Consider the following 9,518-nt stretch of genomic DNA (forward strand, 5'->3'; position numbering starts at 1 on the left):
GCGCCGAAGATCTCCCACACCGACACGTCGAACACCAGCGAATGGCTCTGCGACCACACGCCGGCCGCCCGCACGGGCGCGTCGAGGGGGGCGAACAGTTGCGTGACGTTACGGTGAGTGATGGCAACGCCTTTCGGCGTGCCGGTGGTACCCGACGTGTAGATGAGGTAGGCGATGTCGTCGGCCGCCGGGGCCGTCGGCAAGGCGTCCTCGGGCTGGGCGGCGAGGACCGGGTCGTCCATGTCGACCACCGCCGGCCCGAAGCCGGCCAACCGCGACCGCAGGGCGTTCGTCGTCAGCGCGGCGATCGGCGCGGCGTCGGTGAGGATGAACTCGATCCGGGCCGCGGGCAGCGCCGGGTCGACGGGCAGGTATGCCGCCCCGGTCTTGAGCACCGCCATGATCGCGACGATCGCCTCGGCCGAGCGGTCCATGAGCAGGCCCACGCATTCCCCAGCCCGGGCCCCGCGGCCGGCCAGCAGGTGGGCCAATCGGTTCGCGGCGCGGTCGAGTTCGCGATAGGTCAGCGAGCGGTTCCCGCAGCTGACGGCGACCGCCTCCGGCGCGCGATCCACCTGCGCGGCGAACACCTCCAGGATCGACGGGCAGGCCGCCCGTCGGTTGGCCACCGCGCGGTTACCCCACTCGTCGAGGCGGGCGCGCTCGTCGTCATCGAGGACGTCGATCGACGACAACGGGCGATCGGGGTCGGCGGTGATCGCCGCCAACACCTGGTGCAGGCGGTGGACCAACGTTTCGATGGTGTCGGCGTCGAACACGTCGGTGCGGAACTCGACCTGCCCGCCGATCCCCGCTGGTTCGCCGGTGTCGTCCCAGTGTTCGGCCAGCGAGAAGGTCAGGTCCATCCGGGCGGTGTGGGTGTCGATCGGCAGTGGGGCGACGTGCAGGTCACCCAGGCTGAACTCGGCGGCGTCGCTGTCCTGCCAGGCCAGCATCACCTGCACCAGCGGGTGGTGGCTCAGGCTGCGGGCGGGGCGGAGCCGCTCCACCAGCACCTCGAAGGGCACGTCCTGGTGCTCGTAGGCGGCCAGGCTGCGGCCGCGGACCTGCGCCAGCACCTGCGCGACCGTCGGGTCGCCGGCGAGTTCCGTCCGCAGCACCAGGGTGTTGACGAAGAAGCCCACCACGTCGTCGAGCACGGGGTCGCGCCGGCCGGCGATGGGGAAGCCGACGGCCACCTCACTGCTTCCGCTCAGGGTCGACAACAGCACCGCCAGCGCGGCCTGGACCACCATGAAGCTGGTGGCGTTGTGCGCCCGCCCCACTTCGCGGACCCGCCGCTGCAACGCGGCCGGCCACTGCACGCTCACGGTGGCCCCGCGGTGATCGGCCACCAGCGGGTAGGGCCGATCGGTCGGCAGCACCAGTCGCTCGGGCATCCCGGCGAGGTGGTGCTCCCAGAACCGCAGCTGCCCGGCGATGGGGCTGTCCGGGTCGCCCAGGTCGCCGAACTGATTGCGTTGCCACAGCGTGTAATCGGCGTACTGCACCGCCAGCGGCGCCCAGTCCGGCGCTTGGCCGGCACACCGGCCGGCGTAGGCCACGCCGAGATCGCGCACCAGCGGGGCGAGCGACAGGCCGTCGGCGGCGATGTGGTGCAGCACCGCCACCAACACGTGCTCAGCCTGAGCCGTATTGAAAAGCCAAGCGCGCAAGGGAATTTCGGTGCCGAGGTCGAACGCGTAATGCGCCACGGTCTCGACTGCCTCTTCCAGCCGGCCCGGCGACCAGGCGGTGGCGTCGACCACGTCGCAGCCGACGTCGGCGTCCTCCGGCGGCAGCACGACCTGTTGGGGTGTCCCCTCCGCCGCGACGAAGACCGTGCGCAGGCTTTCGTGCCGGGCCACCACGTCGCCCAGCGCGGCGCGGAACGCGTCGGCGTCCAGGCGCCCGCTCAGCCGTAGTGCCGCCGCCATGTTGTACACGGCCGAGGGCCCCTGCAGCTGGTCGAGGAACCACAACCGAGACTGGGCGAAGGACAGCGGAATCACCGTGGGCCGTTGCATCGCCACCAACGGCGCGCGCCCGGCCCCGTTCGCACCCAGATGCGGCGCCAACTGGTGAACCGTCGGCGCCTCGAACAGCGACCGCACCCCCAGGTGGGCGTTCAGGCCGGTGTTGACGGCGGCGATCAGGCGCATTGCCGCGAGCGAATCGCCGCCCAGGTCGAAGAACGAGTCGTCGACGCCGACGCGCTCGAGGCCGAGGACCTGGGCGTAGATGCCGGCCAGGATCTCCTCGACTGCGCTTACCGGGGGGCGGTAGCGATCCGCGTCGTGGTAGTCGGGCGCCGGCAGGGCGCGGGCGTCGAGTTTGCCGTTGACCGTCAACGGAATCGCGTCCACGACGACCACCGCGGCGGGCACCATGTAGGCCGGCAACCGCTCGGCCAGCGCGGCGCGAACGCCGGCCGGATCGGCCGTCCCCGTCACGTACGCCACCAGCCGCTCCTCGCGGACGATCACCGCCGCCTGCTCGACGCCCGCCAAACCCGTTAGCGCCGCATGGATTTCGCCGAGCTCGATGCGATACCCGCGGACCTTGACCTGGTCGTCGGCGCGCCCGAGATAGCGCAGCTGCCCGTCGGGCCCCCAGCGCACCAGGTCCCCGGTGCGATACATGCGCGCTCCAAACCCGCCGAACGGGCACGCCACGAACCGCGACGCCGTCAGCCCGGACCGACCCACATACCCGCACGCCACGCCCCGGCCTGCGACATACAACTCCCCGACAACGCCGGCCGGCACCGGCCGCAACCAGTCGTCCAGCACGAAGAAGGCGAGATGCGCCAAAGGAATTCCGATGGGGCTGGCGTCGCCGTGCACGTCGCGGTCGACGATCTCGCGGAACGAGGCGTGCACGGTGGTCTCGGTGGTGCCGTACATGTTGATCAGGCGCGGGCGCCCCGCATGGTTGTCCAGCCACTTGCCCAGCCGCCGGGGCTCGAGCGCTTCGCCGCCGAACACCAGCGTCTGCAGCTTGAGTCGTTGCGCGAGGTCGGGGGAAAGCGCGTCGGCGGTTTGCAGCGCGTAGAACGCGGACGGGGTCTGGCTCAACACGCCGACCTGTTCGCGAACCAGCAAGGCGTGCAGCTCGTCCGGCGAGCGGCCCACGGCGTCCGGCACCACCACCAGCCGCCCCCCGTGCAGCAGCGCGCCGAAGATCTCCCAGACCGAGAAGTCGAACGCCAACGAGTGGCACAGCGTCCATACCTGGCCGAGCTCCAGTTCGGCGTCCAGCGACTCCAGCAGCTGGGTGACGTTGTGATGCGTGACCGCAACGCCTTTGGGAGTGCCGGTGGTGCCGGACGTGTAGACGACGTAGGCGATGTCCCCGGGCGCCGGGGGCGGTGGTGCGGTGGCGGGCCGCATCGTCGGCGCGGGGGCGTTGACGTCGACGACGGGCAGGCCGCACCCGCCCACTCGCGACCGCAGACCGCCGACGGTGATCACCGCGACCGGTGCGGCGTCGGTGAGCACGAATTCGATGCGCGCCGAGGGCAGCCCGGGGTCGATCGGCACGTAAGCCGCGCCGGTCTTGAGCACCGCCAGGATCGCCACGACCGCCTCGGCCGACCGGGGCAGCAACAGTGCCACCCGTTCACCGGGACACGCTCCGTGACCAATGAGCCGGTGCGCCAGGCGGTTCGCGGCGTCATCGAGTTCGCGGTAGGTCAGCCGGTTGCCCCGGTAGCTGATGGCCACGGCCTCCGGGGCGCGGTCCACCTGGGCGACGAAGGCTTCCGGTATCGACCGGGTCGGGGAGGCGGCCTGCTCGAGCGCGCCGTGGTTGCCGATCGCCCGGAGCCGGGCGTGCTCCGCCTCGTCGAGCACGTCGATCGAGGACAACCGCCGGGTGGGGTCGGCGGTCATGGCCGCCACCACCCGCTGCAGTCGCGCCACAAACGTTGCGACCGTGGCGGTGTCGAACACATCGGTGCGGAACTCCACGGCTCCCCCGATCCCGCCGGGCCGGCCGTCGTCGGTCCAGCGTTCGGCCAGCGAGAACAGCAGATCCGTGCGGGCGGTGCGGGTGTCGACCGGAACGGCGGCGACCCGGAGATCGCCCAGCCGCAGGTCGGCGGGTTCGTTGTTCTGCCAGGCCAGCATCACCTGCACCAGCGGATGGTGGCCCAGGTTTCGGGTGGGGTTGAGCCGTTCCACCAGCACCTCGAAGGGCACGTCCTGGTGTTCATAGGCGGCCAGGCTGCGCTGGCGCACCTGCGCCAGCAGGTCGGCGGCGGTGGGATTGCCGGCCAGGTCGACCCGCAGCACCAAGGTGTTGACGAAGAAGCCCACCACGTCGTCGAGTGCGGGATCGGGACGACCGACGATCGGAAAGCCCACAGCCACATCCGAACTCGTGCTCAGCTTGGCCAGCAGCACCGCCAGGGCGGCCTGGATGACCATGAAACTGGTCGCGTTGTGGGCGCGCGCCACCTCGCGCACCCGGTCCTGCAGCTCGGCGGGCCAGTCGACGCGCACGGTGGCTCCGCGATGGTCGGCCAGCGCCGGATACGCCCGGTCGGTGGGCAATTCGAGGCGCTCGGGCATTCCGGCCAGCGCGGCCTCCCAGTAGCGCAGCTGACCGGCGATGGGGCTGTCGGGGTCGTCGAGATCGCCGAGCTGGGACCGCTGCCACAGCGTGTAGTCGGCGTACTGCACCGGCAACGACGGCCATCCCGGCTCGCGGCCGGCGCACCGGCTGGCGTAAGCCACCCCCAGGTCGCGCACCAGCGGAGTCAGCGACCAGCCGTCGGCGGCAATGTGGTGCACGACGGCCACCAGCAGGTGCTCGTCCTCGGCGATCCGGAAAAGCCTTGCCCGCAAGGGTATCTCGGTGGCCAGGTCGAAGGGATGGGCCGCCGCGGCCTCGACGGCCTCTTCCAGCCGGCCCGGTGACCAGGCGGTGGCGTCGACCACGTCCCAACCGGCAGCGGCGCGCTGCGGCGGCAGCACGACCTGCCGGGGCGTCCCCTCGGCCGCGGCGAACACGGTGCGCAGGCTTTCGTGGCGGTCCACCACATCGGCCAGCGCGGCGCCCAGCGCGTCCTCGTCGAGGTGCCCGGTCAGCCGCAGCGCCGCGGCCATGTTGTACACCGGCGACGGACCGTGCAGTTGGTGGATGAACCACAACCGGGATTGCGCGAACGACAGGGGCAACACTTGCGGCCGCGGCCCGGCCGCCACGCGCGCCCGCGCCCGGCCGCCCCCGCCGATGCGCTGCGCCAGCAGGCGAATCGTGGGCGCCTCGAACACGGTGCGCACCGACAGCCGGGTATCCAGGCCCGCGTTGACGGCGGCGACCAGGCGCATGGCCGCCAGCGAATCCCCGCCCAGGTCGAAGAAGGACTCCTCGACGCCGGCCCGGGTCAATCCCAGTACGCGGGCGTACATTTCGGCCAGGATGCCCTCGGTCGGGGTCGCCGGCGGCCGGTACCGTTCGTCGTCGTGGTAGTCGGGCGCCGGCAGGGCGCGGGCGTCGAGTTTGCCGTTGACCGTCAACGGAATCGCGTCCACGACGACCACCGCGGCGGGCACCATGTAGGCCGGCAACCGCTCGGCCAGCGCGGCGCGAACGCCGGCCGGATCGGCCGTCCCCGTCACGTACGCCACCAGCCGGCCCTCGCGGACGATCACCGCCGCCTGCTCGACGCCCGCCAAACCCGTTAGCGCCGCATGGATTTCGCCGAGCTCGACGCGATACCCGCGGACCTTGACCTGGTCGTCGGCGCGCCGCACGTACCGCAGCTGGCCGTCCGGCCCCCAGCGCACCAGGTCCCCGGTGCGATACATGCGCGCCCCGAACCCGCCGAACGGGCACGCCACGAACCGCGACGCCGTCAGCCCGGACCGACCCACATACCCGCACGCCACGCCCCGGCCGGCGACATACAACTCCCCGACCACGCCGGCCGGCACCGGCCGCAACCACTTGTCCAACACCATCAGCGCCGCGCCGGACACCGGCGACCCGATCGGCGCCCCGGCCCCCGCGGTCAGCGGGGCGCTGATCGCCGCGTCGACGGTGGTCTCGGTCGGGCCGTAGGCATTGACCATCACGCGGCCGGGCGCCCACCGATCCACCAGGTCCGCAGGGCAGGGCTCGCCGCCGATCACCAAGGCCACCCCGTCCAGGCCCTCCGGAGACAGGGCGCCCGCCTCGGACGGCGTCAGGCTGAGCACGCCGACGCGTTCGCGAATCAGCAACGCCCGCAAATCTTCCGGTGATCCGATGACCGGCTCGGGGACCACGACCAGCCGGCCCCCGTCCAGCAGCGCGCCGAAGATCTCCTGAACGGAGACGTCGAAGGCCAGGGAATGACACTGCGACCAGGCGGCGGCCGCCGGCAGGGGGGCATGCAGCGACGCCATCAGCTGCGTCACGTTCTGGTGGGTGACCGCCACGCCCTTGGGGACCCCGGTGGTGCCCGAGGTGTAGATCAGGTACGCGATGTCCTCGGGGTCGGGGTGCCGCAACGGCGTGGTGGGTTCGGCGTGCAGGGCCTCGTCGTTGACATCGACGATCGGCAGGTCGGCCCCGTACAGCCGGGACCGCAGGTCCGCGGTGGTCACCGCGACGGCCGGCGCGGCGTCGGCGATCATGAACCCGAGCCGCGCCGCCGGCAGCGCGGGGTCGATCGGCAGGTAGGCCGCTCCCGCCTTCAGCACCCCCAGGATCGCGACGATCGCGTCCGCGGACCGCGAAAACAGCAGCGCCACAACGGCACCGGGGCCGGCGCCGTGGCGCACCAGCAGATGCGCCATGCGGTTCGCGGCCTCGTCGAGCTCGCGGTAGGTCGTCGAGCGGCCCTGCCAACTCAGCGCCACCGCGTGCGGGGTGCTTGCCACGTGCGCGGCGAACAGCTCCGGGATCGACGCCCCGGCCGTCGGTTCGGTCAGCGCGGCGCGATTGCCCCAGCCGATCAGGTGGGCGTGCTCCGACTCGTCGAGCGCATCGATCGCCCTCAGCAGCCGGGTGGGGTCGGCGGTCATGGCCGACAGCACCCGACGGAACCGCGAGATCAGCGCATCGATTGCGGGCGCGTCGAATACGTCGGTGTCGAATTCGACGCGCAGGCCGAGTTCGTCGCCCGGCACGGCCTGCACCGAAAGCGGATAGTGGTTGAATTCGCGGCTGGTGAAGTCGGTGACGGTGACGTCTTGGGCGCCGGCCAGCGCGGCGGTGTCGATCGGATAGTTCTCGTACACGAACAGGGTGTCGAACAACTGGTCGTGGCCGGTGGCCCGGTGGATTTCGGACAGCGCCAGGTGTTCGTGCTCGAGTGTCTGGTTGTGGGCGCGGCGCAGTTGGTCGAGCAGGCCGGCGACGGTGGTCGCCGCGGTGATGGTGGCGCGCACCGGAACCGTGTTGATCAGCAGGCCCACCATCGACTCGGCGCCGGGCACCTCGGCCGGCCTTCCCGAGACCACCGCCCCGAACACCACGTCGTCCTGCCCGGTCAGCCACGCCAGCAGCTGGGCCCAGGCGGCCTGCAGCACGGTGCTAACGGTGGTGTGCGACGAGCGGGCCAGCGCGCTCAGCGCGCGGGTGGTTTCCGCCGGAACGCGGGAGGTGGCGACGCCCCGCCGCCCCGCCCGGCCGGGCGGGCGCACCAACGTCGGGCCGTCGAACCCGTCGAGCACGTGGCGCCACGCCGCGTGCGCGGCGGCCACGTCCCGGTTCGCCAGCCAGGTCAGGTAGCTGCGGTACGGCGTCACCGCCGGCAGCCGTTCGCGGTAGTAGCCGGCGAAGATCTCCCGCAGCACGATCGGCAGGGACCACCCGTCCATCACGATGTGGTGAACGGTCAACACGAAGCGGTGCCGGTCTTTCGCGGTGCGTACCAACACCGCCCGGAACGCCAGGTGGGTTGCCAGGTCGCACACCGACGCGCGTTCGGCGGCGCACAGCTGCTCGATTTGCCGGTCGGGTTCGGCGTCGTCGGCGTCGAGTTGGAGATAGCGCCACCCCACGGTGGGGTCGGCCGGGATGATCTGCACGGGCTCGTCGAAGTCCTCGCAGAACCGGGCCATCAGGTTGGGGTGGCGTCGCAGCACGGTGTGGAGCGCCTCGCGCAGGCGGTGCGGATCAAGCGGGCCGCAGACGGTGATGTCGAGCTGCACCGCATACACGTCGGCGCCCGGGTCCTGGCCGGAGCCGGCGTGGAAGAGCAGTCCCCGCTGCAACGGGGTCAGCGGCAACACATCGGCCGTCGGGAACCGCAGGCAGAGCGCATCGATCTGCTGTTGGCTCAGCCGGGCGGGCGCGATGTCCGACGGGGTCAACCCGCCGCCCCCGTTTCGGACGTGCGCGCAGATGCCGGTCAGGGCGTCACACCACAACTGGCTGAGCCGGCGGACCTCGCCGCGCTCCAGGGCCGAGGTTGCCCACGTCCAGTTGGCCTGCAGGCGCGGGCCGTCGGCGGCGTCCACCGTGGCGGCGTTCAGTTCCAGCGTGTGTCCCAACGGGACGGGCATCGCCGCGGTTGCGGCGGTCAGCGAGAGGCTGTCCTGATCGAGCCGCCACAACTCGTCGGATAACTCGGCCGCCCCGCCCAGCCGTCCCAGGTAGTTGAAGCCGATCGACGGGTCCGGATCATCAAGGGCCACTTCGGGATTCAGGTAGCGCAGCAAACCGAAGGTCAGTCCGTCGGGCAGGGCGCGCAGTTGCTCCTTGGCCTCCTTGATCACCGCCCCCAGCTCGGCCTCCCCCGTCCTGACCCTGGCCCAGGGCGGCTTGCCGAGGCTGAACGCGACCGGATACTTGGCGGTGAACCACCCCACGGTGCGCGACAGGTCCACGCGCGGGCCCACCTCCTCATGGCGGCCGTGGGCCTCGACGTCGATGGAAAGCGGCGCGCCGGTGCCCAGGAATTCGCTGATCGCCAACCCGAGGGCGACCAACAGAACATCCTGGACACCGGCGTGGAACGCCGCCGGCACTGCCCCCAACAACATGCGCGTGGTCTCGGTATCCAGCGACACCGACAGATGCTCGGCCGTCCGGTAGGTGTCGGCGTCGGGCCGCACCCCCGGCAGCGCGGGCGGGGTGGCCAGCACCCGGCGCCAGGCGTCCGCTGCCGCGGCGACCTCGGGCCGCCGGGCGTGCTCCCGCAGCAGCGCCGACCACCGGGCGAACGACGTCCCGCCCGGGGGCAGTGCCACCGGCTGCCCGCCCCGCCGCTGGGCCCAGGCGATGTTCAAGTCCTCCAACAGGATTCGCCATGACACCGCATCCACGGCGAGGTGATGAATCACCAATGCCAACCGGCCGCTGGACTCCGCCCACAGCGCCCGCAGCATCATCCCGGCGGCCGGGTCCAGCCGCGACCGCGCCGCGACCAGCGCCGCTTCGGACAACTCGCCGACGGTGTGCAGGCAACCGCGAGCGTCGACCGCGCCGGGATCGGGCACCTGCAGCGACCAACCGCCCTCGCCGTCGTCGTCGAGACGCAGCCGCAGCGTGGCGTGCCGATCGAGCAACGCCTGCAGCAG

The 9,518-nt window shown here is 71.8% G+C and carries 1 protein-coding gene; it reads right to left on the reverse strand.

All coding sequences use genetic code 11. The features are described 5' to 3' along the window. On the reverse strand, positions 1 to 9,518 hold a 9,518-nt coding region (locus tag A5702_RS13640; RefSeq protein WP_156669618.1), incomplete at both ends, for a non-ribosomal peptide synthetase.

This window comes from Mycobacterium sp. E3339 (assembly GCF_001666915.1).
In the GTDB taxonomy this organism is placed as follows: domain Bacteria; phylum Actinomycetota; class Actinomycetes; order Mycobacteriales; family Mycobacteriaceae; genus Mycobacterium.